The sequence below is a fragment of the Thalassobius vesicularis genome (assembly GCF_004799325.1).
GTDB classification, from domain to species: Bacteria; Pseudomonadota; Alphaproteobacteria; order Rhodobacterales; family Rhodobacteraceae; genus Thalassobius; species Thalassobius vesicularis.
On sequence record NZ_SSMD01000002.1, the window covers coordinates 202039 to 224660 of the forward strand.

Sequence of the window (22622 nt, forward strand, 5' to 3'; positions counted from 1 at the left end):
GGGCCGTAACATTTCGGCGAAAACCCGCGCATCGGCTCACGCCGGTCACACGCCTGCTGACGCGGGCGTGATGCACGGGCCTGTGAGTGGCTCGTTATGCGGACTGACCCTAGCCTTTTGGATACCGGCAACGACCGGACCGAGTTTCAAAAAGGAAAGGGAAACACACATGTCTAACGCACTGAAAACCGCCGCTGTCGCTGGCGCTCTGGCCGCCGCTCTGACCGCTCAATTCGCCCCCGCCGCCAACGCGGCCGGTCAGGAAAAATGCTATGGCGTCTCGATGGCGGGCAAGAACGATTGCGCCGCTGGCCCCGGAACCACCTGCGCCGGCACCTCGACCGTGGACTACCAGGGCAACGCGTTCAAACTGGTCGACGCAGGCACCTGCATGTCGATCGAACTGCCCGCCATGATGGACGGCACCATGCGCAAAGGCAGCCTGACCGCACTGGAACGCGACCTGCCGATGAAGGGCTAACCCACTGACGGGGCGGGGTTTTCCCGCCCCATCCTTTGCCTGATAGGTGCCCCATGTTCGACCACCCCACCCACCTGCCTGCCGGTCCCGGCGTCGGTTTCAAGCCACAGCACTACGCGGATATCCTGGCCCATCCCGGCCCGGTCCAATGGCTGGAAATCCACGCCGAGAACTACATGGGCGACGGCGGCCGCCCGCTGGCGATGCTGCGCCACCTGGCGGAGCGCTTTGCCATTTCGGTGCACGGCGTCGGCCTGTCCATCGGCGGCGAAGGCCCGCTGGACCCCGCCCACCTGGCCCGTCTGAAACACCTGTGCGACTGGCTGCACCCGGCCAGTTTTTCCGAACATCTGGCCTGGTCCACGCACGGGGCCGAGTTCCTGAACGACCTGCTGCCCCTGCCCTACACCGCCGCCACGCTGGCCCGCGTCTGCGATCACATCGATCAGGTGCAAGAGGTGCTGGGCCGGCGGATGCTGCTGGAAAACCCCTCCTCGTACCTGCGCTTCGCCGCCTCGACCTGGGAGGAGCCGGAGTTCCTGTCCGAGATCGCGCGCCGCACCGGCTGTGGGCTGCTTTTGGATGTGAACAACGTCTTCGTCTCGGCCACCAATCTGGGCACCAACCCGCGCGCCTATATCGACGCCTATCGCACGGATCTGGTGGGCGAAATCCATCTGGGTGGGTTCGACGAGGATGCCGATGACGTGGGCGCCCCCCTGCTGATCGACAGCCACGGGCGTCCAGTGGCCGATCCGGTCTGGACCCTGCTGGAATACGCGCTGGCGCAGACCGGGCCGAAACCGATCCTGATCGAGTGGGACAATGACGTGCCCGACTGGCCCGTTCTGGCCGCCGAGGCCGCCCGCGCCGCCGAAAGGATGCCCGCATGACCCGCCAAACCACATTCCACGACGCGTTGCGTGACGCGGGCCGGCCGGTGCCTCCGGGGTTGCTGGACCGCTGGGGCAACAGCGCGGGCAAGCGGTTCGACGTCTATCGCAACAACGTCACCCTGTCGCTGATCGAGGCGCTGCGCGACGGCTTCCCGGCCACCGCCGCCCTGCTGGGCGAGGCGAATTTCTGGGCGATCGCGCGGGGCTTTGTGGCTGATCACGCGCCCAAATCGCCGCTGATGTTTTTGTATGGTGACGCGTTTTCCGCGTACCTGACCCGGGTCCGGCCGCTGGCGCATCTGGGCTATCTGCCCGATGTGGCGGCGCTGGAATGGCAGATGCGGCTGGCCTATCACGCCGCCGATGCCTCCCCGGTCACGGCGGACCGCCTGACGCCCGAAACCCTGCTGAGCGCCCGCTTCGGCTTCGCGCCTGCGGTGCGGCTGATGCGCTCGGACTGGCCGGTCGCGGCAATCCGGGCCTATGCGCTGGGGGATGGCCCCGCACCCACGGGCGGGGCGCAATCGGTGCTGATCACCCGGCCCGAGTATGACCCGGTGCTGACCGTGCTGGCCGAACCGCAAGCCGCGTTGATGGAGGCGCTGATGACTGGCCAGACCCTGACCGATGCACTGCAACCCGACGCCGACCTGCCCGCGTTCTTGACGCTGATCCTGCAACAGAACGCCTTGATTTCATTGATATCGGAGGACGAATGATGACCCGCGCCCTGACCCTCTATCACGATCTGACCGCCCGGCTGGAGGCCGTCGACTGGCTACTGCCGACGCTGGCGCGGTTCCTGTTCGGCGCGGTGCTGGCGGGGTATTTCTGGGCCTCGGGCCTGACCAAGCTGGGCGACGGGCCGCTGGGGCTGTTCATGCCCTCGACCGGGGCCTATGCACAGATCTGGCCGCGCGTGTTTGAATCCGTGGGCTACGATTCCGACCAGCTGGGCCTGCACCACTGGGCCGTTGTGGTCGCCGGAACGGTGGCCGAGTTCGCCCTGCCCGCGCTGATCCTGCTGGGGCTGATGACCCGTCTGGCGGCGCTGGGGATGATCGGGTTCATCACCGTGCAATCGCTGACCGACCTCTACGGCCATGGCGGGATCGAGCACGCGGCAACCCTGGGTGCCTGGTTCGACCGCCTGCCCGACGGCGCGATCCTGGACCAGCGCGCGTTCTGGATGCTGGCGCTGGTCACGCTGGTGGTGAAGGGCGCGGGGCCTGTCTCGGTGGATGCGGTTCTTAGAAATGGGCCTTTGGCTCGTCCGGTTTCCCGGCCGCAATAGCCAGCAAGCCGCCCAACGCGCAGAAGCCAATCGGAAACATGGTGAAGACGTTGAAGTGGAATGCGTGGTACATCCCCGCCGCCGACAGCAGCATCAGCACCCCGCCCCACAGTGCGCGCGATTTCGCCATCGCGCCGCCCGCCAGAGCCAGAAGCGGCGCAAAGAAGCTGGCCGTCCGGATCAGCTGCACGTCATCCACCTGCGCGAACATGCCGTCCACCTCGCCCCAACGCTCGATCACCTCGGTGTAGCCGTAGCTGAAAAAGCCGACCAACATGCCGATCAGACCGCCGATCAGGCCAAGAACAAGGGCTGCGTTACGCATGGGCGTCTCCTGTGTGTTGTAGGGATCAGGTAGGGACGGCGCAGTCAGATGCCAAGGGTTTTGCGGGTGTCAGGGGTCCAACCCAGCAATAATTCCCCCCCGGCGGTCTGAATCAGCGGCCGTTTCATCAGCGCAGGATGGGCGCGCAACAGATCGCGCGGGGGGTGCGCGCGCTCCTCGGGGCTCAGGCCGCGCCAAGTGGTGGAGCGTGTGTTGACCAGATTTTCGGCAAATTGTCCCAGGGCCAGATCCAGCAGCGCGTCGTCCAGCGGGGTTTCCCGGATGTCCACCAGCTGCGCACCGTCCAGTGATTTCAAGGCCTTACGGCAGGTGTCGCAGTTCTTCAGCCCGTAAATCTTCATCCCGTCCCCCTTGGTGTTTGTGCCTGATTATCAACCAACCCAACGCGGCGCACGTCCGTTTTGCTTGATTTTTACATTCTCGTCCGAATGATCGGGGCTGTGACATTGGTTTTTTCGGGATTTCACGGGGCCCGCGCCCTGCCCATTGATCCGGCGGCACATGGCCCTGCATTTTCAGGGATACGACACGAAAGAAGGAGACACGGAACATGCCCAACGGCACCGTGAAATGGTTCAACACCACCAAAGGCTACGGCTTCATCGCGCCCGAAGGCGGCGGCAAGGACGTTTTCGTCCACATCTCGGCTGTCGAGCGTTCGGGCCTGACCGGCCTGGCCGACAACCAGAAAGTCAGCTTTGATCTGATGGAAGGGCGCGACGGCCGCCAGATGGCCAGCAACATCAAGGCGCTCTGACCCCCTGCCCGGCACCGATTGACACGAGTTAGGCAGCGGCCACCGGGCCGCCGCCTGTTTTGCGTTCAGTGATGGGCCAGCTTGCCGAATTCGGCCTCAAGCCGCTGGCGCAGCTTTTTCGCGGCGGCCTTCACCGCGTGCGGGATGTCGGTCGCGTCGGCATGGGCCGCATAGGGGCGCAGACCCTCGGGGCGCGCCTCGACGGTGGCGCGGATATCCTCGCCGCCCTTGGGTCCGCGCTCGTCCTTCAGGTGAACCTCGACCCGGGTCAGACGCTTGGCGATGGGGGCCATGGTCTCCGCAACGATCTGCTCGCAGACCTCGGCCAGACGTTCGTCGCCCTGGATGTTGTGATCGGTGAAGATGTGGATTTGCATCTGTGTGCCTCCTTGTTTTTCTTCAGGCTATACACAGACAGCTAAGCGCAGATTGATCTGGCGCAAGCGGGCGAAGAATTTTTGTCAGGAATATTTTGGCCGATCAGAGGGCCGCGGCCGACCTCGGGAGGAAGCGAAGCGCCCTCCCATGGAGGAGGTCGGGCGCGGCCCGTGCCGTAGAGAGGACCAATCAGCGGGATTAGTACATATTTTTGGACTGAGATGGCGAGTCTAATATTTCGAATTCAAACCGTTTACCAAAATGAGTTTCGAGGGCTTCCGTATATCTACGATGCGCTTCACGAACCTCGTGCTGCGTCTTAAAGAGAAAAGACTTAAACTGTTCAGAAGCATCCTCCAAACCAATCAAATCAAGAGGATGAACCTTTGCATCAGAGGAAACATTTCTCCCCTCTATTTCCAGTTTTCCGGTCTCAAATGTAGATTTTTGAAAATCGAAATAACGCCTTCCATACTCTTCCCTCAAGAAATGAAACGTCTCCGAAATTGCATCTAAATTATTCAAATCATTAAAAATTACAATTGACTTCAACTTTAATCCCACACTTTTCTCGTCAGTTGTGAACCGAATTTTTTCACTTTTCCCTTGCAATGGTTTTGCCAAAGATTTCTTCTCACTCCCTTTGGAATAGTGCAGACGGAGACTAGATGTGGAGTCAAAATGATGACGATACTGTTTAGTAATGTCGTCAAGAATATCAGTAACCTTGGAATAAGCTGAAAATGCTTCCGCCTCCAAACTCAAGTAGCGCTCTTGCTCAGCACGATTGTTGTCAAAATATGTTCCGATTGTTACTGCAAATAGCGTGACCAACCCGGACAGCACTCCGCCGACGATAGCTCCAACAATTGTTTCGTTGCTGGAGATAATATGGAGATGTTCAACCAATAGAACCGACACCAAGGTCACCGAAAACCCGATGACTACTCCTAGTGCCAGATATCCTCGATCAAGTAGGCTTGCTTTCACCCCAATACCTCTTGCAACTCCCGCCACTCACGGGCGCTCATGCCCGAGTTCTCCTGCGTGACGGTTTCACCTTTCAGCATTCGGCGGACGCAATCAAGGGCTGCGGCGCTCAGGGTTTCGCCACCCATGCGATAATCTTCGAAGGCGCGGTAGGCGAAGGGCACCCAGTCGGCGACGATCTTGCAGATTTCCTCGGCGTAGACGCGGATTTCGTACTGGGCGTGGCTGTCGGCGCGCAGGCGCAGGAAGTGGAACAGGTTGTGCAGGTCCACCTTCCAGTACCATTGGGTGTAGATGTTGGCGGGCAGGTTCATGCGGGCCAGTTCACGCGCAAGGCCCTGCTGGCCGTCTTCCGAGATCATGGATTCGTAGTGGTCATAGGCGCGGTTGGCGTCGGATTTGAGGATGTCCAGCACGCGGGCGGCCTCGTCCCCGGTCAGGGCTTCGCCGCGGCCCTGGTTGTTGACGACCGATTGCGCGGCCAGGTGTTCGGGGGCCGGGATGTAGAATTCGCGGTCCAGGATCGAGTAGCGGGCGCTGTATTCGTTGACGTTGGCGGTGCGGTGGCGGATCCACTGGCGGGCGACGAAGACGGGCAGTTTGACGTGGAGCTTGATCTCGCACATCTCGAACGGGGTCGAGTGCCAGTGGCGCATCAGGTAGCGGATCAGCCCTTCGTCGTTCTGCACGGATTTGGTGCCCTTGCCATAGCTGACGCGGGCGGCCTGACAGATCGCGGCGTCGTCGCCCATGTAGTCGATCACGCGGACAAAACCGTGGTCCAGCACGGGATAGGCGGTGTAAAGATGGCTCTCCATCCCCTCGGACACGGCCCGCAGGGTCTGGCGAGGCGCGCTGCGCAGGGCGTCGATTTCGGCCTGTTGTTCGGGCGTCACGGGCATGGGGCTGGTCCTTCTGATGATCTGTGAGTCGCCGGACACTATATCTGGGGTCCGCCTTCGGAAAAACTGCTATATGCGGGCAGGTTTTTCCATGCAACACCCCAAGGGTTTTTCCCTATCGAAAGGGCATCTTTCGTTGACTTTTGAAGGTAGGGGCCTGATCCTTTGCCCCAATAAGTCGAGCAAAATAACCGACAAGGACCACAGGCATGTTTCGCACCACAGCTTCATTGCTGTGCATCTTGGCATTTGCAGGATGCACGGATGGCACCGGCGGCGGCTCGATCGGATCGGGCGGCAATCTTGATCACATTCCCGACGCGCTGAAGATGAACGTCGAGGGCGTCTCGTACAACGCCAGTTCGGACACGCTGGTGTTGCGGCTGAACGGCGTGGATGGCGGCCCGCAGGACCTGACCTATCGCCGGAACGCGGCGCTGGACGTGGCGCATTACCACGCCTTCACCTATCAGGACGACCCGCTGGACCGGCACTTTACCGCGCTCGTCGCCCAAAGCACCGATGGCTCGGTGATGGCCGGGGCCGTGGCCGATGGCGGCCAGTTCAACCGTTATTACGGCGGCGGCTTTTTCCAGCGTAGCGGCGGGTTCGACGCGCCGCCGACGGCCAGCGGACAGGTGTCCTATGCCGGCGATTACGCAGGCGTGACCAATATCGCTGGCGCTGGCGGCAACCTGTTGCCCGTCCCGGCTGGCACCGACCCGGCAATCGCGCCGGGGCAATCCTCGCGGGTTGAGGGCGACATCTTCATCAACGTCAACTTCGGCGACAACGTGGTGAACGGCTCTGTCTACAACCGCCGCCTGGTCGAGACCCCGGCCGTGACCCTGCCCGACGTGGTGCTGGTGCCCAGCACGATTTCCAGTGACGGCATCTTTACCGGCGTGGTCGAGTTCGACGGCACGGTCGGCAACTCGGTCGGCAGCTATGGCGGGATTTTCGGCGGCACCAACGCGCATTCGGTGGCCGGAACGCTGACGCTGAACGACGTCGACAACAACATCTACAACTGGACCGGAGACGAGGAAATCGGCGTGTTCGTGCTGACCCAATGCGGCCAGGCTGGCGATGACCCGATTTGTGACACGCTCAACTAAGGTACTGGCGGCGGCCGCGCTGGCGCTGGGGCTGACCCAGGCGCCGGTGAAGGCCGACGTCTCGATGGGGATCGCCGAGGCCCGCCAGATCGCGGCGGCCTCGCTTGCCCAAGGGCAGCCGCAACTGGCCGCCCAGATCGCCACCGGATTGCTGCAGCGCGACCCGTCGGACGCCTACGCGCATTTCGTTCTGGCCCGCGCCTTTCAGCAGATGCGGCAACCCAAGCTGGCCCGCCGTCAGGCCGCGCTGGCCTATCGCTACGCCGATACCGGGCTGGGGCGTTATCAGGCGTCGCAGCTGGCGGCCACTTTGGCGGTGGAATCGGCCCAGCCGGGGATGGCGCAGATCTGGTTGCGCCGCTCGTGGAACCACGCCCCCGACGACCGCGCCCGCGAGGTTCTGAAACGCGACTACCGCGTGCTGCGCGCGCTGAACCCGTGGAACGTGCAGCTGCGCCTGTCGATGGCCCCCTCGGACAACGTCAACAATGGCGCCGAGGATCCCTATGCCGTGATCGCGGGCGTGCCGTGGGTCGGCGTGCTCAGCGGCGACGCGATGGCCCTGTCGGGGCTGAAAATGACGGGCGATCTGTCGCTGGGCTACCGGTTCACGCAGACCGACCGCAGCCAGACCCGCGTCAAGGGGCGGCTGTATCTGTCGCGCGTCGCCCTGTCCGCCGATGCCCGCGCCCAGGCCCCCGCCGCCGAAAACAGCGATTTCGCCTATACCAAGGCCGAGTTGGGGCTGGAGCATCGCCGCTCGCTGGGCAAGGAAGCCGGCCTGCTGAGCGCCGAGTTGACGCTGTCGCGGCAATGGTATGGCGGCCAGCCGCTGCAAAACTCCCTGCGGATTGAGGGTGCCCGCGTCGTCCCGCTGGCCCCCGGCAAACAGGTCCAGCTGTCGCTTGCGGCCGAACGTTCCCAGCCCGAGCGCGGCGCCCCCGTCACCGAGATGGACCTGCGCGCCAGCGTCTCGGCCAAGCTGTCAGGTGGCGGCACGTTCAGCTATGGCGCCTCGCTTCAGATGGCCGACAGCCTGTACGTCAACGCCCGCCGCCAGCGCGCGACGGGCTTTGTCGCCTGGGGTCTGCCGCGTCCGATCGGGCCGGCCAAGGTCTCGCTCAGCCTGGGCGGCACGGTGGCGGATTACCCCGATTATCGCGTCGGCCCCTTCGTGGTGCCGGGTGGGCGTCAAGATCACATGCTGTTCGGCAGCGCCGATTTCGTGTTCGAAAACCTTGACTACGCCGGGTTCGTGCCGTCTTTGAAGGTGCAGGCGCAAAAGACGCGCTCGAATGTCAGCCGGTTCGAAACCAACGAGTTTTCGGTCTCGCTTGGGATCGTGTCCAGGTTCTGACCCCGCGCGGCCACAGGAGGCACAATGAAAATCCGCTATCTGCACACGATGGTCCGCGTGAAGGACCTGGAAAAAAGCATGGCCTTTTACGCCCTGCTGGGCCTGAAGGAAACACGCCGGATCGAAAGCGAGGCCGGACGGTTCACGCTGATCTTCATGGCCCCCGAAGGGCAAGAGGACTGCCCGGTCGAGCTGACCTATAACTGGGATGGCGACGATGGCCTGCCCTCGGACAGCCGACATTTCGGGCACCTGGCCTACGCGGTCGAGGATATCTACGCGATGTGCCAGCACCTGCAGGACAATGGCGTGGTGATCAACCGCCCGCCGCGCGACGGGCGCATGGCATTCGTGCGCTCGCCGGATAACGTGTCGGTCGAACTGCTGCAGATGGGCGATCCGCTGCCCAAGGCCGAACCCTGGGCCAGCATGGAAAACACCGGGCACTGGTAACCCCGATCCGCCACCGGCGCCGCTTTCTTGCAAAGAAAGCGGTCCGAAATCTTTCAAAGATTTCGGCACCCCCTCAGTAGATATAGCGGATCTGATCGGTCCAGTAGCGCTCCACCCGGCGCAGGGCGGTGGTGATTTCGGCGATACCGTCCGGGCCCAGCACGCCCTTGGCCTCCAGACCGTCGGCATGGCGCAGGAACAGGTCCGAGATCAGGTCGCGAATCTCGCGCCCTTTCTGGGTCAGCCGCACGCGCACCGACCGGCGGTCGATCTCGCAGCGCTGGTGGTGCATGTACCCCATCTCGACCAGCTTCTTCAGATTGTAGCTGACGTTGCTGCCCTGGTAATAGCCGCGGGTCTTCAGCTCGCCCGCCGTCACCTCGTTGTCGCCGATATTGAACAGCAGCAGCGCCTGGACCGAGTTGATCTCCAGCACGCCGACGCGTTCGAATTCATCCTTGATCACGTCCAGCAGCAGACGGTGCAGCCGTTCGACCAGTGCCAGCGCCTCCAGATAGGCGCCCATGAAGGCGGCGCGGTCGCCCGTGCTGATGGGGTTATGTATGCTCATCCTGATCTCCGTCCGGGTAATTCACCGGCGAAACTGGACAACAAACCCCAATAATCGGTTAAACGACGCGGGTTTTCGGTAAAATCCGAATTATTCCGCGCCGATCATCTGACGAATATCCGCAACCAGCCCGGCAAACCGCGCATCCGGCGCCACCTGGCCTGAGACCCACTGGTACAGATCCTGGTCATTCTCAGACAGCAGCGCGTCGTACTCGGTCAGTTCGGCATCGCTCATGCCCGCCAGCTTGGCATCGGCATAGCGCATCAGGATGATGTCCATCTCCTTGATGCCGCGCCGCATCGAGCGCATGGCCAGCCGCTTCAGCCGATGTTCGTGCAGTTCCTCGCTCATGCGTCCTGATCCTTCATGATCTCGCGCAGCCGCTTTTCCAGTCGGGCCAGCCGTTCGGCCGTGCCGCTGATCTGGACCCGCAATTCGCGCATCTCGTTCAACACGCCGGTCATATCCGGCGAAACTGCCCCCTCGTCAAGCGGGGCGTCCACGCCTTCGCCCTCGCCGCTCAGCAGCCAGCCGACCGAGACCCCCAGAACGCCCGCGATCATCGCCAGCTTGTTGGCGCGCGGCTCGGCAAGGTCGTCCTCCCAGTCGCGCAGGGTGCCGGTCTTGATGCCCAGCCCCTTGGCCAGTTGTTTCTGGCTCAGCCCGGCCTGATCGCGCGCGGCGGCCAGACGGTCACCCAGGGTTGCGGTTTCGGCGCTGTACCAATCGTCGTGATCTTGCGGTGACATGGCTTTCCTTTCCGCCAAAGGCGCTTGAACGGTTGTTGCGCGCACCCTAAGACAGTCGGGCTAGGAACACAAACAACCGCCAGAGGCCGCCCCATGTCTTTCCTGTCCCAGACCCTTGCCCGCGTGAAACCCTCGCCCACCATCGCGGTGTCGAACCTGGCGATGGAGCTGAAAGCGCAGGGCCGCGATGTCATCAGCCTTGGCGCAGGCGAGCCGGATTTCGACACGCCGGAAAACATCCGCGCCGCGGGCATCCGCGCGATCGAGCAGGGCAAGACCCGCTACACCGCCGTCGATGGCATCCCCGAGCTGAAGCAGGCGATCTGTGCCAAGTTCAAGCGCGACAACGGGCTGGATTACACGCCGAAACAGGTGACCGTCGGCACCGGCGGCAAGCAGGTGCTGTACAACGCCCTGATGGCCACGCTGAACCATGATGACGAGGTGATCATCCCCGCTCCCTATTGGGTCAGCTACCCCGACATGGTGCTGCTGGCCGGCGGCGTGCCCGTGTTCATCGAGGCGACGCTGGAGAACAGCTTCAAGATCACGCCCGAGCAGCTGGAGCGCGCGATCACCCGCAACACCAAGTGGTTCCTGTTCAACTCGCCCTCGAACCCGACCGGCGCGGGCTATTCGTGGGACGAGCTGAAGGCGCTGACCGACGTGCTGATGCGCCACCCGCATGTCTGGGTTCTGACGGATGACATGTACGAACACTTGGCCTATGACGATTTCAAATTCTGCACCCCCGCGCAGGTCGAACCGCGCCTGTACGAGCGCACCCTGACGGTCAACGGTGTCTCCAAGGCCTATGCCATGACCGGCTGGCGCATCGGCTATGCCGCCGGGCCGGAACCGCTGATCAAGGCGATGGGCAAGGTGCAGTCGCAATCGACCTCGAACCCCTGCTCGATCAGCCAATGGGCGGCGGTCGAGGCGCTGAACGGCCCGCAGGACTTCATCGCGCCCAACAACGTGATGTTCGCCCGCCGCCGCGATCTGGTCGTCGGCATGCTGAACGAGATCGAAGGCGTCACCTGCCCCACCCCCGAAGGCGCGTTCTACGTCTACCCGTTCATCTCGGGGCTGATCGGCAAGACCACGGCCAAGGGCGTCAAGATCACCAATGACGAGGTCTTTGCAACCGAGCTGCTGAACGACACCGGCGTCGCCGTGGTGTTCGGCGCGGCGTTCGGCCTGTCGCCCGCGTTCCGCATCAGCTACGCCACCTCGGACGCGCAACTGAAAGAGGCCTGCACCCGCATCCAGGGCTTCTGCAAGAGCCTGACATGAGCGACCTGCCCGACTACTACTTCCGCACCCGCGACAACGGCGCATTCGTGTTCCGCGTGGATGCGGAAAACCGCCAGCGCCGTCTGGACATGGAGCAGATCGCAACCGTCAACATCCGCAACGGCGAGATCAAGCCACAAGGCGACCGCGTGCTGTCGGACGCCGACCTGGCCGCGATCAAGGACTGGATGGACGAGCGCCAGAAGCTGCTGAACAAGCGCGAGGTCGACGACATCCTGCGCACCGTGGACCACCTGAACCAGACCGCGCACTGGGCGCAAACCCGCGCCACCGACAACCAGCTGGAGCGCGTCACAGACGCGCTCTTGCTGGCCATGCACGACCTGCGCGGCGTGCTGGTCCGTCGCAAGGCCGACCGTCTGAACACCGAAACGAAAGACTGACCTCGGACCGGGGGCAAAATTCTTTCAAAGAATTTTGTCCGGAATTTTCAAAAATTCCGACCCCCACCCCCGAACGCGCGCTTAGCCCTGCGGCACCTTGCGGACCGAGTGCAACCAGAACCGGCCCATCAGGAACGACCCGGCCAGGAACAGGCCGACGGTCAAGCCGATCCAGACCCCCGGCCCCTGCCAGTCCAGCCCGAAGCCCAGCCCATAGCTGACCGGCACCCCGATCACCCAATAGCTGATCGCCGCGATCACCATCGGCACGCGGGTATCCTGCACCCCTCGCAACAGCCCCAGCGCCATCACCTGGCTGGCATCGGCCAGTTGGAACACCGCCGCCGCTGCCAACAGCGGCACTCCCAGCGCGATAACCGCATCCCGCTGCGGCTCGTCCGGCGACAGGAACAGGCCCATCAACAGCTCGGGGACGGACAGAAAGGTCACAACCGTCAGCAGCGCCATCCCCAACGACAGCGCCAGCACGACCTGCGCGCCCCGCACCAATTCAGCCCGGTTGACACGGCCCAGCGCACGCCCGGCGCGGATCGTGGCAGCATTGGACAGGCCCAGATGCACCATGAAGGTCAAGGAGGCGATTTGCAGCGCGATCCCATGCGCTGCCAGCGGGATCGTCCCCAGCCAGCCCATCATGGTCGAGGCCGCCGCGAACAATCCGACCTCGGCCAGGTTGGTGATGCCGATCGGCCAGCCCAGGCGGAACACCTTGCCGAACGCCTCCCAATCCGGGCGCCAGAACCGCACGAACAGTTCATGCTCGGCCGTCGCCACGGCCGCATACAACGCCATCAGCACGCCCGAAACCACCTGCACCGCGACCGAGGCCACGGCCGCGCCGACGATCCCCATTTCAGGCGCGCCCCAATGGCCGAAAATCAGCACGTAATTGACCAGCGCGTTGACGGCGACCGCACTCAGCGTCACCCACAAAACGACGCGTGTCCGCTCCAACGCCGCCAGATAGGATTTGAGCACCATCACCAGCAGCGCCGGAAAGATCCCCCAACCTGCGACGCGCAGGTAATCGGCCCCCAGCGCCACCACCTCGGGAGACTGGCCCAGGGCGTACAGGACCGCCTCGGCCCAGATCATCACGGGCAGAACCAGCAAGCCAAACAGCATCGAAATCCACATCGCCATGCGCGTGTAGCGGCGCACCTGCGTGGTATCACCCGCCGCCTCGGCCTCGGCCACCATCGGCATCACCGCCCAGGCAAAGCCCGACCCCATAATGAACAGCACGAAAAACACCATGCCCGCGATCACTTGTGCAGCCAGCGCCTGCACGTCGTACCAGCCCAGCATGACCGCATCGATCAGCCAGATGGCAAACTGGGCGACATGGCTGCCGATCAACGGCAGGCCAAGCACCAGAATGGCGCGCAAATGCTGCGTATGGGTCATCTGAGGGGTCATCATCCTGCCCTATCGCTGGACCGTGAGACAGACAAGCCTCTGCCCGCTGGGCACCGGATTACTACGGTGCCACCGGCGCTGCGGAATTTTTGAAAAATTCCGGACAAATTTCTTTGAAAGAAATTTGCGCGCCCTGGTTCAGGCGTTGCGCAACTCGTCCTGCAGCAGCGACAGCAGCCGTCCCGCCGCCATCGGGCGGGCCATCGGTGCGCCCTGTCCGGCCCATTGCGCGCCCCAGCCCGGCGTGCCTGCCGCGCGGGCGGCACTGGCCAGCGCTTTGGCGGCGTCATAGGCGATGGGGTAGTCGGGCAGCTGGTCGCGCGGCGCGTCTTCGGACCACGCGATATAGGCGTTGCGCAGGCAGCGCGCCGGCCGGCCCGAGACCGCCGGGGTCAGCTGCGTTGCCCAGCCGCCGGGCCCGGTCAGCGCCTGGCGATAGTCGGCATCCGCAGCACTTTCATCGCAGCCGACAAAGGCCGTGCCCAGTTGCGCTGCGGCCGCCCCCAGCGATAGCGCCGCCTTGATCCCTGCCCCGTCCATGATGCCGCCCGCCGCGATCACCGGCAGATCGACGTGGCGCGTCAGCAGCCGCACCAGCGCCAGGGTGCCCAGCCGCGCATCCGGCGCCTCGGGGTCGAACATGCCGCGATGACCGCCCGCCTCGATCCCCTGCGCGACGATCCCGTCCAGACCCGCCGCCTGGATCGCTTGCGCCTCCTCCAGACTGGTGGCCGTGGCCAGCAGCACCGCGCCCGTCGCCTTCAGCGCGGCCAGACGCTCGGCATCGGGCAGGCCGAAATGCAGGCTGATGACGGCGGGGCGTTCCTGCACCAGCACTTGCAGCATCGCGTCATCGGTCAGGAACGACTGGTAAATCTCGGACAAAGCAGAAGGAGGCACCGCCCCGAACAATGCGAACTGGGGGGCCATATGCGCCAGCCAGGCGGCCTCTTTCGCCGCATCCGCCACGGCCGGGCGGTGGCAGAACAGGTTGACGTTGAAGGGCCGCACAGTCAGCGCCTTCGTCTCTTGGATCATCCGCTGCGCCGTTGCCGCATCCGAGGCCCCCAGCCCCAGCGCGCCCAGCGCCCCGCCATTGCTGACCGCCGCCGCCAGAGCAGGCGTCGCCACGCCCGCCATCGGGGCCTGAAAGATCGGGCAATCCAGCCCCAGTCGCTGCAGCAGATCGGTCATCACGGGGTCCTCCTGACGCGCAACCTAGCCGCGCGCCCATCCCCCGGACAAGACGAAACCGCCGACCCTTTCGGATCGGCGGCCTTGGCAATCGTCGGGTCAGATCACGCCTGAGGCTCGCGCGCCTTGCGCATGTCCGGGTGCAGCGCGCTGCCCAGGATGTGGTCCGAGCGGTGGATCACGTGGTTCGCCCCGCCCACGATCAGCGGATCGGGCGCATGGGCGATGTGCAGATCCTTGCCCGGGTAATCCAGCGAGTTCAGGAAATGCAGCATGCAGTTCAGGCGCGCGCGTTTCTTGTCGTTGGATTTGACCACGATCCACGGCGCATCGGCGGTGTCGGTGTAAAAGAACATCGCCTCTTTCGCCTCGGTGTAGTCTTCCCACTTGTCCAGGCTGGCCTTGTCGATCGGAGACAGCTTCCACTGCTTCAGCGGGTCGGTCTCGCGCGATTTGAAACGCGCCTGCTGTTCCGCCTGCGTGACCGAGAACCAGTACTTGTACAAACGGATCCCCGAGCGCACCAGCATCCGCTCCAGCTCGGGCGTCTGGCGCATGAATTCCAGGTATTCGTTCGGCTCGCAGAAACCCATCACCCGTTCCACACCCGCGCGGTTGTACCAGCTGCGGTCATACAGCACGATTTCGCCCGCGGTCGGCAGGTGGTTGATGTAGCGTTGGAAATACCACTGGCCGCGCTCTTCGTCGGTGGGCTTGTTCAGCGCCACGACACGGGCCGAGCGCGGGTTCAGGTGTTCGGTGAACCGCTTGATGGTGCCGCCCTTGCCGGCGGCGTCGCGGCCTTCGAACAGCAGCACGAATTTCTGGCCGGTTTCCTGCGCCCACAGCTGCACCTTCAGCAGCTCGGCCTGAATCTTGGCCTTCTGCGCCTCATAGGTGCGGCGGGACAGCTTGGTGGTGTAGGGGTATTCGCCCGACTCGAACGCATGGCGCACCTGATCCGGCGTCGGCTTCACGTGCTTGATGCGGACAGGCTTGGCGGGCTTGGCAGCCTGTGCATTCTCCACTGCCGAGGCGGCATCCGCACTCACCCCGTTTGCAGCGGTTTCGATGGCTTTCACTTCAACGGTTTCTGCCTTCGCGGCGGGGGGCGTCACGGTCATTCATCACTCCTTTTTGAACATGGCCCGAGTCTACCAGACCCCCGCCCCAAGCGCCTTGATGCGCATCAATAACTTGTTACGGTTTTGTCATTTTCACGCGGAAAACGGCGCCAGCCAAAAGGCGATTCGAAAATAAATCATTTGCATCTTCAAAAAATTAACCAGTGGGACCATTTTCCACATTCATTAATTAATGGTCCGGCTCATTTCGCAGTGCGGAATGTGATCAAATTATTCACCCCGATTCTCATCCGAACGGATAGCCCCCCATCCGTCCGAAGCCCCCCGACAGCACGAATGGGATCGTTTTTTCCGCATGCGTTTTCGGCGACAAGCAAACCAGCAGCAAACAGTCCCGAGCAACATCATGAAACACTCCGGTGCAATTGAAATCTACCGTCTCAGTATCGCAGACAAGACCAAGGTCGTCGAAGACCCGAAACCCGGCCTGCTAGAGCGCGTGCGCTCTGCCACGGCTGACCTGTCAGAGCGCGTGCTTAGCACCCTGGTCACCTCCGAAAAGGATGACGAGGTGATCCAGGCCGCATTGGTACATCGCCGTATCATGTACCTCGGGGCCGAAACCCCCGATGTCACCACGACCCGTGGCTGGCTGAAAACCCAGTTCAGCGTCGACATGATCGACGAAAACAACCCCGACTGCTTTACCGATCTGGTCCGCGACTACGGCGCGCATGTCGATGCGGTGATCATCGACCGCGACCAGTTTCCGGGCGACACGCTTGATTTCACCCGCCTTCTGCTGTTGCTGCGCCGGACTGAACCGACGCTGCCCGTCATCGTGCTGGGCACGTTTGAAACCCAGTCAAGCTGGCCGCTGGAACAGCGCACCATCGGCGACGTGATGCTGCGCCGCCCGATGACCTCGACCGATCTGTGGTTCGGCCTGCGAGAGGCCTTTCTGCGCGCCAACGCCCGCAGCCAGATCTGAGCGTGTGCGCCACGGGTGACGCAGCGAACCGCTTTGCGTCCCCGCAACCTGTGCTAGGCTCTTGGTAGGAGGAGGCCAAGGGCCTGGCACAGGGAGAATACCGGCAATGCTCAGCCACCATATCCAGATCGACGGGCACCCATTCCACTATCTGGGCTGGGGGAAAGCAGGCGCTCCGGTGCTGCTGTTCCTGCACGGCTTTCCCGAATATGCCGGCGCATGGGCCGAACTGGCTGACCGCCTGAGCGACACCTATCACTGCATCGCCCCCGACCAGCGCGGCTATGGCCAAAGCTGGGCGCCCGCAGACGTGACCGCCTATCGCACCTCGGATCTGGTGGGGGACATGGCCGCGCTGATCGCGCATCTGGGGGCCGGTCCAGTGACGGTGATCGGGCATGACTGGGGCTCGGCCGTGGCCTATGGGCTGGCGATGTTCCGGCCCGACCTGGTGGACCGGCTGATCGTGATGAACGGCGTCCACCCCGGCCCGTTCCAGCGCGCGATGGCGGCGGGCGGCGGGCAGACGCTGGCCTCGCAATACATCCATACGCTGAAACGTGACGGCGCCGAGGATTGGCTGTCAGCCGACAACTACGCCAACCTGACCCGCGCCTTTTCGGCAAAGATGGACATGAGCTGGCTGACCCCCGAAAAACGCACCACCTATGCCGCCGAATGGGCGCGGCCGGGGCGGCTGACCGGGATGCTGAACTGGTACCGCGCCTCTCCGCTGAAACTCGGCGGCCCCGGCGAGGCAGTCGAGGCCCCCGACTTCCCCGTCGCGAAGTTCCGCGTGCCGATGCCCCACCTGCTGATCTGGGGCCTGGACGACACCGCACTGCTGCCCGAAGCCACCGAAGGGCTGGAGGCCTATTGCGACGCCCTGACCCGGGTCGAGATCCCCGGCGCCGACCATTGGCTGGCCCACCAGAAACCCGACGAGGTGGCACGGATCATCCGCGACTGGCTGGCGCAGCAAACGGCCTGACGTGATCCCCCAGCCCAAGGGCGCAAAATTCTTTCAAAGAATTTTGTCCGGAATTTTTCAAAAATTCCGGCCCCCAGCCCCGATCGCCTCGCCTATTTCGGGCGCGGCACGCCCAGCACCATCTTGTTGCCAGCCAACACTTCGGGTTCGGCGATCCAGGCATAGGCCAGCAGCGCCGGCTCCAGGTCTGACACGGTGATCCGGTGCGTGTGTCCCGGCGGGTTGTAGATCGACGATCCGGGCGCATAGACGCCATAGTCATTCTCGGACACCGACCCCGACAGGCAGATATAGCTTTCGTGGATGCCCTGATGCGCGTGGGCCGGATAGGTGCAGCCCGGCGCGAACAGAACCAGGCCCAGGATCACCTCGGTGCTGGGGATCGGCCCGTTCGGCCCGGCGATCTCGGCATAGCCATAGGCCCGCGCCAGCCCCTTGGGCACCTTGTCATAGCCGTATTCCCAGTGCAGCGCGTGGTCCACCGCGTCCAGCGTCCGCGCCACCGGCGCCAGCACGCCCGAGCGCCCCTCGTCCAGCGCGCGCCGCAGATGCGCCGTCACCGGCAGTTGCGCGGGCGGGACCGAGCGCATCACCGGGTCGGTCCGCATCAGCCGCGCGATCGCTTCGCGCACCACCCGCTGGTGGGCGCGGATCGTCTTGCTGCCACCTGCGGGCAGAAACCGGTACATTTCGTAGAATTCACGCAGCAGATACAGCCAGTCCGGCCGGTCGCTGACCCGCGGTTGCGGGGCCTGGTCCTCCATCGGCGCCTCCTCTTTCCCGAGGCAGCTTGCGAGGACGAAACCGCCCTGTCCCGCCCAAAAGCGACATCTAACCCTTTACATGAGCCACCATCAGGTAATCGCTGACCTTGCTCCAGTCGTCTCCGAACACGCTTTGCATCTGCTCGGCATCCACGCCCTTGGGGGCGACCAGATCATCGCCCGGCATCCAGTCGGCCGGGGTCGCCAGCCCGGAATAATCCACGTCCTTCATCGCCTCGAAACAACGCAGCACCTCGGGGACGGATCGCCCCATTCGCGCCGGATAGGTCGCATGCATCCGCAGCTTGCCCGCCGGGTCTAGGAACAGGCTGGGGCGGCTGGCCAGCCCGCCCTCGGCCGGCATCAGGCCCAGCTGGCGCAGGGTCGCGCCGCCCTCGTCCGCGACGATGGGGAAATGGATGTCCAGCCCGAACAGCTTTTCCAGGTCCAGCACCCAGTCCAGCGTGGGTTTCATGGCCGCCGGGGTGATCCCCATCAGCCGCACGCCCAGCGCCTCGAACGCCTGACGCCGTGCCGCCAGCGCCACCAGTTCCGTCGTGCAGACCGAGGAAAACGTTGACGGAAAAGCGAACAGATACAGCCAGTTGCCCGCGCCCCACTTGCGCAGTTCCAGCCGCCCGCGCGTGGTTTCGGCTGCAAAATCGGGCACCTCGGTCCCCACTGTCGGCGTCCAGCGCGCGCGTCTGCGCCGGGGTGTCACCGGCTTGGGCGGATCGTTCTGCAAATCGGTCATCGCGAAACCCTTCTGGGCGAGTAGTTAAAGTCATGCTCCCCAATAACGTGCATCATGCCTGAAAGTTCCGACGAAATTGAGGCATTCCTCACCTTACGCGCGAATCCGGCGGGGCCTTGCCGATGGGGGCCGTTCCCCGGACATCCGCGACAGGCAGGAATTGGCTTTCCCAGCCCCGCCCGCTTGACTATGATCCAAGACCAACAAACACGAAGTCGAGCAGCCGATGACCGATCTCCTTGATGGAACCCAGCCCGAAACCTATGACGCCTCCTCGATCGAGGTGCTGGAGGGGTTGGAGCCCGTCCGAAAACGCCCCGGTATGTATATCGGCGGCACGGATGAACGCGCGCTGCACCACATGGTGGCCGAGATCCTCGACAACTCGATGGACGAGGCCGTCGCCGGCCACGCCAACCGGATCGAGGTCGAGCTGAACGCCGATTACTCGCTGACCGTGCGCGACAACGGGCGCGGCATCCCGATTGACCCGCACCCCAAATTCCCCGGCAAATCCGCTTTGGAGGTGATCCTGTGCACCCTGCACGCGGGCGGCAAATTCTCGGGCAAGGCCTACCAGACCTCGGGCGGTCTGCACGGTGTCGGCGCATCCGTCGTGAACGCGCTGTCCGACCTGATGGTCGTGCAGGTCGCGCGCAACAAGGAACTGTACGAGCAGCGCTTCAGCCGCGGCATCCCGCAGGGCCCCGTCGAAAAGATCGGCGCCGCCCCCAACCGGCGCGGCACCACCGTCACCTTCCACGCGGATGAACAAATCTTCGGCCATCACCGCTTCAAACCCGCGCGGCTGTTCAAATCCATCCGGTCAAAGGCCTACCTGTTCTCGGGCGTCGAAATCCGCTGGAAAACCGCCATCGACGACGGCGAAACCCCGACCGAGGCCACCTTCCACTTCCCCGGCGGTCTGGCCGACTACCTCAAGGAAACGCTGGACAAGGCCTCCACCTATGCCGACCAGCCCTTTGCCGGCACCGTCGAGTTTGCCGAGAAGTTCAACACCCCCGGCAAGGTCGAATGGGCGATCAACTGGACGCCCTCGCGCGACGGTTTCATCCAGTCCTACTGTAACACCGTCCCCACCCCCGAAGGCGGCACGCACGAGGCGGGCTTCTGGTCCGCGATCCTCAAAGGCATCCGCGCCTATGGCGAGCTGGTCAACAACAAGAAAGCCGCGCAGATCACCCGCGACGACCTGCTGACCGGCGGCTGCGCGCTGGTGTCGTGCTTCATCCGTGAACCCGAATTCGTCGGCCAGACCAAGGACCGTCTGGCCACCGTCGAGGCCCAGCGCCTTGTCGAAAACTCGGTCCGCGACCACTTCGACAACTGGCTGGCCGCCGACACCAAATCCGCGGGCGCCATCCTCGACTTCCTCGTCCTGCGCGCCGAGGAACGCCTCCGCCGCCGTCAGGAAAAGGAAACCGCCCGCAAATCGGCCACCAAGAAGCTGCGCCTGCCCGGCAAGCTGGTCGACTGCTCCTCCAACAACCGCGACGGCACCGAGCTGTTCATCGTCGAGGGCGACTCGGCCGGTGGCTCTGCCAAGATGGCGCGCAACCGGGTCAATCAGGCCCTGCTGCCCCTGCGCGGCAAGATCCTGAACGTGCTGGGCGCGGCGTCGTCGAAACTGGGCAGCAACCAAGAGATCAACGACCTCTGCCAGGCGCTTGGCGTCAGCATGGGCACCAAGTTCAACGTCGACGACCTGCGCTATGACAAGGTCATCATCATGACCGACGCCGATGTCGACGGCGCGCACATCGCCTCGCTGCTGATGACCTTCTTCTTCACCCAGATGCGCCCGATGATTGATCAGGGCCACCTGTACCTGGCCTGCCCGCCCCTGTTCCGCCTGACGCAAGGCGCGCGCCGCGTCTACTGTCTGGACGAGGCCGAGCGCGACGAGTGGCTGAAAAAGGGCCTTGGCGGCAAAGGCAAGATCGACGTCTCGCGCTTCAAGGGCCTGGGCGAGATGGACGCCAAGGACCTGAAGGAAACCACGATGGACCCCGGCTCGCGCAAACTGATCCGCGTGACCATAGACGAGGACGAACCCGGCGAAACCGGCGATCTGGTCGAGCGCCTGATGGGCAAGAAACCCGAACTGCGGTTCCAGTACATTCAGGAGAACGCCCGGTTCGTGGAGGAGTTAGATGTTTAAGTGATTAGTCTATAAAGGACAATTCAATAGTATGAAAAATGAATTTTACATCGGAAACACAGACCACGACTGGTTCAATTTCTGCCGCAACCACATGCCGCGAAGTGAGATAAATTTTTGGCAACCTTCAAAGCAACATTTCCGAGTGTTAGATGAAGGTGGAGTTTTCTTTTTTCGCCGAAAATCACCTATTAACCTCATCGGAGGGTTTGGTGTTTTTGTGTCCGCCGGTACGGTCACCATCGGAACGGCATGGCGAGATTTGGGAATATCGAATGGGGTCGAGAGCCTCGAAAGTTTCATTGAAATTGTTAGAAAATACAAAAGAACAGAATTTGTAGATCAGAATACTCTAATTGGCTTTAAATTGCTAACCGAGCCAGTTTTCTTGAACGAAAACGACTATTTTGAACTGCCTTTAGACTGGTCCCCCAACATTGTGTCTGGCAAAGGATATTCAAGCGTTAGTGATGCAGGAAGAATTCTGCACACCAAGTATTTAGCACTCAGAGAGAAGTATAATATAAGCGTCAAGGCAGTTACGCCTACCGGTTTGTCGGAACCGCCTTCGTCAGGCTATACATACTCCGAGCAAAAAGTAAGAATTGGTCAAAGTGCTTTCAGGCTTGCGATCCTTGGTGCTTATGAAGGTCGCTGCGCAGTGACTGGCACTGCAGTTGAAAATACATTGGAAGCTGCTCATCTTTTAGACTACGCCAAGTTTCCCGATCACTCTATTGAAAACGGGATTTTGCTGAGAAAGGATATACATTCTTTATTCGACGCCGGTTTCCTTCTAATAGACCAAAACTACCGGATTAGGTTTTCAAATCAATTTAAAGATTCTCACTCAGAAGCTACTGAATATTTGGCACTAGAAGGTAAGAAAATCTCCCTCCCTCGAAACTCAAAAAATTGGCCGAGCATTAACAAACTCTTCATTTCAGGACATTTATTTCAAATTTAAAGATTTAAGAAGTTCACTATAAACAAAGTACGATTGGGCCTCACAAACGCCCTGTGAACGCCTCGGGCGCGGCGGAATGCTGTGCATTCCGCATTGGTCTGCATAGGCACCCCCTCCCATTCCTTACAGGTCAGGAATCCCGGACTGCCGCTCCCCTCTCCGAACGTCTACCCTGCTCTCATTACCACCTTTCGTTTCAATGAGTTCAGACATGCGTTTTACAACCCTCATCGTGGGCTGGGCCCTGGCGGTCACGGCG

The 22622-nt window shown here is 62.7% G+C and carries 27 protein-coding genes; 14 read left to right on the forward strand and 13 right to left on the reverse strand.

Annotated features, from left to right (window positions below; translation table 11 throughout):
* The first annotated feature begins 169 nt into the window (after positions 1–169).
* From E7681_RS04715 to E7681_RS04730, 4 genes are read left to right on the forward strand one after another with little or no spacing between them, the layout of a single operon-like run.
* Positions 170–481: a BufA1 family periplasmic bufferin-type metallophore gene (locus E7681_RS04715; RefSeq protein WP_136338123.1), complete on the forward strand. Its 312-nt coding sequence runs from the start codon at positions 170–172 to the stop codon at positions 479–481.
* Between the two features lie 53 nt (positions 482–534).
* Positions 535–1374 (forward strand): MNIO family bufferin maturase, encoded by an 840-nt coding sequence (gene bufB, locus E7681_RS04720; RefSeq protein WP_136338124.1) that lies wholly within the window; start codon positions 535–537, stop codon positions 1372–1374.
* A complete protein-coding gene (locus E7681_RS04725; protein WP_136338125.1) occupies positions 1371–2096 on the forward strand; it encodes an HvfC/BufC N-terminal domain-containing protein in 726 nt (241 codons plus the stop codon). The genes bufB and E7681_RS04725 overlap by 4 nt, the downstream gene beginning before the upstream one ends.
* Positions 2096–2671 carry a DoxX family protein gene (locus tag E7681_RS04730; protein ID WP_136338456.1) on the forward strand — a complete coding sequence of 192 codons (576 nt, stop codon included), beginning with the start codon at positions 2096–2098 and terminating at the stop codon, positions 2669–2671. Before E7681_RS04725 ends, E7681_RS04730 begins: the two co-directional genes overlap by 1 nt.
* Here the strand turns inward: E7681_RS04730 and E7681_RS04735 are convergent.
* A complete protein-coding gene (locus E7681_RS04735; RefSeq protein ID WP_136338126.1) occupies positions 2628–2996 on the reverse strand; it encodes a hypothetical protein in 369 nt (122 codons plus the stop codon). The two genes, E7681_RS04730 and E7681_RS04735, sit on opposite strands and share 44 nt — an antisense overlap.
* 44 nt (positions 2997–3040) lie before the next feature.
* Positions 3041–3358, reverse strand: a complete 318-nt coding sequence (locus tag E7681_RS04740; protein WP_136338127.1) for an ArsC/Spx/MgsR family protein — start codon at positions 3356–3358, stop codon at positions 3041–3043.
* Between the two features lie 209 nt (positions 3359–3567).
* On the opposite strand from E7681_RS04740, the gene E7681_RS04745 reads away from it, so the two are divergent.
* Positions 3568–3774: a cold-shock protein gene (locus E7681_RS04745; protein WP_136338128.1), complete on the forward strand. Its 207-nt coding sequence runs from the start codon at positions 3568–3570 to the stop codon at positions 3772–3774.
* Between the two features lie 65 nt (positions 3775–3839).
* Here E7681_RS04745 and E7681_RS04750 read toward each other — a convergent pair whose 3' ends face one another.
* The 3 genes from E7681_RS04750 to thyX form a co-directional block, all read right to left on the reverse strand.
* Positions 3840–4151, reverse strand: a complete 312-nt coding sequence (locus tag E7681_RS04750; RefSeq protein ID WP_136338129.1) for an HPF/RaiA family ribosome-associated protein — start codon at positions 4149–4151, stop codon at positions 3840–3842.
* Between the two features lie 199 nt (positions 4152–4350).
* Complete coding sequence (locus tag E7681_RS04755; protein WP_136338130.1) at positions 4351–5169, reverse strand: hypothetical protein; 819 nt, start codon at positions 5167–5169, stop codon at positions 4351–4353.
* Positions 5139–6044: an FAD-dependent thymidylate synthase gene (gene thyX, locus E7681_RS04760; protein ID WP_136338131.1), complete on the reverse strand. Its 906-nt coding sequence runs from the start codon at positions 6042–6044 to the stop codon at positions 5139–5141. The genes E7681_RS04755 and thyX overlap by 31 nt, the downstream gene beginning before the upstream one ends.
* 209 nt (positions 6045–6253) lie before the next feature.
* Here thyX and E7681_RS04765 point away from each other — a divergent pair, with 209 nt between their 5' ends.
* Genes E7681_RS04765 through E7681_RS04775 form a run of 3 tightly spaced genes read left to right on the forward strand, consistent with a single transcriptional unit; the run spans position 6254 to position 8972 of the window.
* Entirely contained in the window at positions 6254–7162 is a 909-nt protein-coding gene (locus E7681_RS04765) for a phage tail tape measure protein (RefSeq protein ID WP_168733158.1), read from the forward strand.
* The gene (locus E7681_RS04770) at positions 7146–8519 is read left to right on the forward strand and encodes a tetratricopeptide repeat protein (protein ID WP_136338133.1); all 1374 of its coding nucleotides are present in this window, start codon (positions 7146–7148) and stop codon (positions 8517–8519) included. Before E7681_RS04765 ends, E7681_RS04770 begins: the two co-directional genes overlap by 17 nt.
* Before the next feature lie 24 nt (positions 8520–8543).
* Positions 8544–8972: a VOC family protein gene (locus E7681_RS04775; RefSeq protein WP_136338134.1), complete on the forward strand. Its 429-nt coding sequence runs from the start codon at positions 8544–8546 to the stop codon at positions 8970–8972.
* A gap of 73 nt (positions 8973–9045) precedes the next feature.
* On the opposite strand, the gene E7681_RS04780 is transcribed toward E7681_RS04775, so the two are convergent.
* From E7681_RS04780 to E7681_RS04790, 3 genes are all read right to left on the reverse strand, one after another.
* Entirely contained in the window at positions 9046–9543 is a 498-nt protein-coding gene (locus E7681_RS04780) for a MarR family winged helix-turn-helix transcriptional regulator (protein WP_136338135.1), read from the reverse strand.
* Between the two features lie 90 nt (positions 9544–9633).
* Entirely contained in the window at positions 9634–9897 is a 264-nt protein-coding gene (locus E7681_RS04785; protein ID WP_136338136.1) for an FAD assembly factor SdhE, read from the reverse strand.
* Entirely contained in the window at positions 9894–10295 is a 402-nt protein-coding gene (locus E7681_RS04790) for a helix-turn-helix domain-containing protein (RefSeq protein WP_136338137.1), read from the reverse strand. Before E7681_RS04790 ends, E7681_RS04785 begins: the two co-directional genes overlap by 4 nt.
* A 93-nt stretch (positions 10296–10388) precedes the next feature.
* On the opposite strand from E7681_RS04790, the gene E7681_RS04795 reads away from it, so the two are divergent.
* Together E7681_RS04795 and E7681_RS04800 are read left to right on the forward strand one after the other, a co-directional pair.
* The gene (locus tag E7681_RS04795; RefSeq protein ID WP_136338138.1) at positions 10389–11591 is read left to right on the forward strand and encodes a pyridoxal phosphate-dependent aminotransferase; all 1203 of its coding nucleotides are present in this window, start codon (positions 10389–10391) and stop codon (positions 11589–11591) included.
* Positions 11588–11995 (forward strand): hypothetical protein, encoded by a 408-nt coding sequence (locus E7681_RS04800; protein WP_136338139.1) that lies wholly within the window; start codon positions 11588–11590, stop codon positions 11993–11995. Before E7681_RS04795 ends, E7681_RS04800 begins: the two co-directional genes overlap by 4 nt.
* Before the next feature lie 81 nt (positions 11996–12076).
* Here E7681_RS04800 and E7681_RS04805 read toward each other — a convergent pair whose 3' ends face one another.
* The 3 genes from E7681_RS04805 to ppk2 form a co-directional block, all read right to left on the reverse strand.
* On the reverse strand, positions 12077–13435 hold the full coding sequence (locus E7681_RS04805) for an MATE family efflux transporter (RefSeq protein ID WP_136338140.1): 1359 nt from the start codon (positions 13433–13435) through the stop codon (positions 12077–12079).
* A 138-nt stretch (positions 13436–13573) separates the two neighbouring features.
* A complete protein-coding gene (locus E7681_RS04810) occupies positions 13574–14629 on the reverse strand; it encodes an NAD(P)H-dependent flavin oxidoreductase (RefSeq protein ID WP_136338141.1) in 1056 nt (351 codons plus the stop codon).
* 104 nt (positions 14630–14733) lie between these two features.
* Positions 14734–15753 (reverse strand): polyphosphate kinase 2, encoded by a 1020-nt coding sequence (gene ppk2, locus E7681_RS04815; protein WP_136338142.1) that lies wholly within the window; start codon positions 15751–15753, stop codon positions 14734–14736.
* Positions 15754–16120: 367 nt separating this feature from the next.
* On the opposite strand from ppk2, the gene E7681_RS04820 reads away from it, so the two are divergent.
* Together E7681_RS04820 and E7681_RS04825 are read left to right on the forward strand one after the other, a co-directional pair.
* Positions 16121–16705, forward strand: coding sequence for a hypothetical protein (locus E7681_RS04820; RefSeq protein WP_136338143.1), 585 nt, complete (start codon positions 16121–16123; stop codon positions 16703–16705).
* A gap of 106 nt (positions 16706–16811) precedes the next feature.
* Positions 16812–17696, forward strand: a complete 885-nt coding sequence (locus E7681_RS04825; RefSeq protein WP_136338144.1) for an alpha/beta fold hydrolase — start codon at positions 16812–16814, stop codon at positions 17694–17696.
* Between the two features lie 92 nt (positions 17697–17788).
* Here E7681_RS04825 and E7681_RS04830 read toward each other — a convergent pair whose 3' ends face one another.
* On the reverse strand, positions 17789–18460 hold the full coding sequence (locus tag E7681_RS04830) for a dimethylsulfonioproprionate lyase family protein (protein WP_136338145.1): 672 nt from the start codon (positions 18458–18460) through the stop codon (positions 17789–17791).
* Positions 18461–18527: 67 nt separating this feature from the next.
* Positions 18528–19214, reverse strand: coding sequence for a redoxin domain-containing protein (locus tag E7681_RS04835; protein WP_136338146.1), 687 nt, complete (start codon positions 19212–19214; stop codon positions 18528–18530).
* 226 nt (positions 19215–19440) lie between these two features.
* Here E7681_RS04835 and parE point away from each other — a divergent pair, with 226 nt between their 5' ends.
* Together parE and E7681_RS04845 are read left to right on the forward strand one after the other, a co-directional pair.
* Entirely contained in the window at positions 19441–21396 is a 1956-nt protein-coding gene (gene parE, locus E7681_RS04840) for a DNA topoisomerase IV subunit B (protein WP_136338147.1), read from the forward strand.
* Between the two features lie 31 nt (positions 21397–21427).
* A complete protein-coding gene (locus E7681_RS04845; RefSeq protein WP_136338148.1) occupies positions 21428–22363 on the forward strand; it encodes an HNH endonuclease in 936 nt (311 codons plus the stop codon).
* Positions 22364–22622: the final 259 nt, after the last annotated feature.

What these genes read in the sequence shown, in the direction of transcription:
- E7681_RS04740 (WP_136338127.1), bottom strand. Translation starts at nt 3,358, where the DNA reads ATGAAGATTTACGGGCTGAAGAACTGCGACACCTGCCGTAAGGCCTTG.
- parE (WP_136338147.1), top strand. Translation starts at nt 19,441, where the DNA reads ATGACCGATCTCCTTGATGGAACCCAGCCCGAAACCTATGACGCCTCC.
- bufB (WP_136338124.1), top strand. Translation starts at nt 535, where the DNA reads ATGTTCGACCACCCCACCCACCTGCCTGCCGGTCCCGGCGTCGGTTTC.
- E7681_RS04805 (WP_136338140.1), bottom strand. Translation starts at nt 13,435, where the DNA reads ATGACCCCTCAGATGACCCATACGCAGCATTTGCGCGCCATTCTGGTG.
- E7681_RS04825 (WP_136338144.1), top strand. Translation starts at nt 16,812, where the DNA reads ATGCTCAGCCACCATATCCAGATCGACGGGCACCCATTCCACTATCTG.
- thyX (WP_136338131.1), bottom strand. Translation starts at nt 6,044, where the DNA reads ATGCCCGTGACGCCCGAACAACAGGCCGAAATCGACGCCCTGCGCAGC.
- E7681_RS04730 (WP_136338456.1), top strand. Translation starts at nt 2,096, where the DNA reads ATGACCCGCGCCCTGACCCTCTATCACGATCTGACCGCCCGGCTGGAG.
- E7681_RS04725 (WP_136338125.1), top strand. Translation starts at nt 1,371, where the DNA reads ATGACCCGCCAAACCACATTCCACGACGCGTTGCGTGACGCGGGCCGG.
- E7681_RS04715 (WP_136338123.1), top strand. Translation starts at nt 170, where the DNA reads ATGTCTAACGCACTGAAAACCGCCGCTGTCGCTGGCGCTCTGGCCGCC.
- E7681_RS04845 (WP_136338148.1), top strand. Translation starts at nt 21,428, where the DNA reads ATGAAAAATGAATTTTACATCGGAAACACAGACCACGACTGGTTCAAT.
- E7681_RS04765 (WP_168733158.1), top strand. Translation starts at nt 6,254, where the DNA reads ATGTTTCGCACCACAGCTTCATTGCTGTGCATCTTGGCATTTGCAGGA.
- E7681_RS04750 (WP_136338129.1), bottom strand. Translation starts at nt 4,151, where the DNA reads ATGCAAATCCACATCTTCACCGATCACAACATCCAGGGCGACGAACGT.
- E7681_RS04790 (WP_136338137.1), bottom strand. Translation starts at nt 10,295, where the DNA reads ATGTCACCGCAAGATCACGACGATTGGTACAGCGCCGAAACCGCAACC.
- E7681_RS04735 (WP_136338126.1), bottom strand. Translation starts at nt 2,996, where the DNA reads ATGCGTAACGCAGCCCTTGTTCTTGGCCTGATCGGCGGTCTGATCGGC.
- E7681_RS04830 (WP_136338145.1), bottom strand. Translation starts at nt 18,460, where the DNA reads ATGGAGGACCAGGCCCCGCAACCGCGGGTCAGCGACCGGCCGGACTGG.
- E7681_RS04835 (WP_136338146.1), bottom strand. Translation starts at nt 19,214, where the DNA reads ATGACCGATTTGCAGAACGATCCGCCCAAGCCGGTGACACCCCGGCGC.
- E7681_RS04785 (WP_136338136.1), bottom strand. Translation starts at nt 9,897, where the DNA reads ATGAGCGAGGAACTGCACGAACATCGGCTGAAGCGGCTGGCCATGCGC.
- E7681_RS04795 (WP_136338138.1), top strand. Translation starts at nt 10,389, where the DNA reads ATGTCTTTCCTGTCCCAGACCCTTGCCCGCGTGAAACCCTCGCCCACC.
- E7681_RS04745 (WP_136338128.1), top strand. Translation starts at nt 3,568, where the DNA reads ATGCCCAACGGCACCGTGAAATGGTTCAACACCACCAAAGGCTACGGC.
- E7681_RS04810 (WP_136338141.1), bottom strand. Translation starts at nt 14,629, where the DNA reads ATGACCGATCTGCTGCAGCGACTGGGGCTGGATTGCCCGATCTTTCAG.
- E7681_RS04780 (WP_136338135.1), bottom strand. Translation starts at nt 9,543, where the DNA reads ATGAGCATACATAACCCCATCAGCACGGGCGACCGCGCCGCCTTCATG.
- ppk2 (WP_136338142.1), bottom strand. Translation starts at nt 15,753, where the DNA reads ATGACCGTGACGCCCCCCGCCGCGAAGGCAGAAACCGTTGAAGTGAAA.
- E7681_RS04820 (WP_136338143.1), top strand. Translation starts at nt 16,121, where the DNA reads ATGAAACACTCCGGTGCAATTGAAATCTACCGTCTCAGTATCGCAGAC.
- E7681_RS04800 (WP_136338139.1), top strand. Translation starts at nt 11,588, where the DNA reads ATGAGCGACCTGCCCGACTACTACTTCCGCACCCGCGACAACGGCGCA.
- E7681_RS04775 (WP_136338134.1), top strand. Translation starts at nt 8,544, where the DNA reads ATGAAAATCCGCTATCTGCACACGATGGTCCGCGTGAAGGACCTGGAA.